The following is a 1,793-nucleotide window of genomic DNA, read 5'->3' on the forward strand; positions in this document are numbered from 1 at the left end:
TGGTTCATACGTAGCAATCTCAGCGCTTAGAGAATTCCCTTCATCTTTTATAAAAATAGCAGCCGCATAGTCTCCATCAATTACTTCCTTTTCTACTTCATTATTAGATTCTGTAGGAAAGGAGAAGGCTAAATCACTATTAGATTGGAATAAAGCATCAATATCGGCATCTGTTTCATTTACCACAGCAATTTCCAATGCTTCACTTTCAAAGAAAGCTGCCTTTATATCTGACCAAAACATCACGATAGAAATTACACCGACATAGATAGCAAGCATGACAATAAATGACTTTGCCTTTATCTTTTCGGTATATAGCTGTTTTACAAGCAACCAGAATTTAGACATTCTTGCCACCTACCTTATCCTTGAAGATTTCATCTAATGACAAGTAATCCAGGCTAAATTTTTCAATATATTTACCATCAAAAATGGAGTCGAAAATCGCTTGAGCATATTTTTCGTCTGCTAGTGTAAGTACATACTGGTCTTTGCCAACATGGACATGCTTGACGCCTTCCATACTTTCCAGCTTATTCTTAGGTATATCTGTTCGAATGGTTAGTCTTGTCTTCCCGTATTGCTTCTTCAAGTCTAGTAAGCTACCAGCAAACAAAGAGACTCCTCGTTTTAATAGACACAAATGGTCACAAAGCTCTTCTACATTTTCCATTTGATGACTAGAAAATAAAATGGTCGTGCCTTTCTCTTTTAGCTCTAAAATAGCTCCCTTTAACAAGTCCTTATTTACTGGATCCAAGCCACTGAAAGGTTCATCTAGAATGAGAAAAGCAGGCTGGTGTATGAAGCTTGCGATTAATTGAACCTTTTGCTGATTACCCTTTGATAAAGTTTCGGCTTTTGCTTTTCTTTTATCCTCTAATTCAAAACGGTCAATCCAATAATCGACTTCTTTTTTTAGTTCCTTTCGGGATTTACCACGAAGCTCACCAAAGAAGTAAAGCTGATCCTCTACTTTCATTGCAGGAAAAATCCCTCTTTCCTCGGGTAAATAGCCAAGAAGGTCTCGGTTAATATTGTTGATATTCGTCCCATCCCATGTAATGGTTCCTTCTGTAGTTTCCTGTAAATCCAGTATCATACGAAAAGTTGTTGTTTTACCTGCACCATTTTGGCCGATTAAGCCAAAGATTTCACCTTTTTCAATGGTAAAGGAAAGATGGTCTACTGCAGTGAAATCATGGTAACGCTTGGTTACTTCATTGATTACTAACGCCATACATATGCTCCATTCCTAAGTATTTTTACATAATACTTTATACGTGCAATTACACTAAACGTTTCAAAAAATTGTGAAACGTTTAGTATAGCCTTCCGTCTAATACATTGATAACAACAAAGGGGACGGTAAAAAATGAAAAAATTACGCTATCTTTATTTAAGCTTTATAGCCATTTGTCTTCTTCTCGCACCTACATTTGTATTAGCAAAAGAGGGGGAGGATTCCATGAATTCTAAATTAGAGAGGTTTACCGGAGTGGTTAAAGAAATCACTCATAAAGCGGACAGTGTCTTACTAACGGTAGAAACAGAGGAAAAAGAACCAATTGTCACTATTTTTACTATTTCAGATGAGACACTTTTATTTAACAGCGGTACCACGAAGGAAATTAAACAAAAGGATTTTGTTAAAGGACAACGAATAGAAGCCTATTATGACAAAACAAAAGCTAGGATTATGATTTATCCTGCTCAAATTACTCCAGAGCTAATAATTGCGCATGATTCTAAAAATGGTGGCTTTGCTAAAGTGGGAATTTTTAATGATCAGT

General features: G+C 36.1%; 1 protein-coding gene and 2 pseudogenes. 1 reads left to right on the forward strand and 2 read right to left on the reverse strand.

Features of this window, described 5'->3' with window-relative positions; all coding sequences use genetic code 11:
* Positions 1 to 348 (reverse strand): annotated as a pseudogene (locus AC06OU_RS13725) (ABC transporter permease); the annotation flags it as partial.
* Positions 341 to 1,240, reverse strand: a complete 900-nt coding sequence (locus AC06OU_RS13730; protein ID WP_475856493.1) for an ABC transporter ATP-binding protein — start codon at positions 1,238 to 1,240, stop codon at positions 341 to 343. The pseudogene AC06OU_RS13725 and the gene AC06OU_RS13730, both read right to left, overlap by 8 nt.
* Positions 1,241 to 1,468: 228 nt before the next feature.
* Here AC06OU_RS13730 and AC06OU_RS13735 point away from each other — a divergent pair.
* A pseudogene (locus tag AC06OU_RS13735) lies at positions 1,469 to 1,793 on the forward strand (hypothetical protein); the annotation flags it as partial.

This window comes from Psychrobacillus sp. (assembly GCF_056205495.1).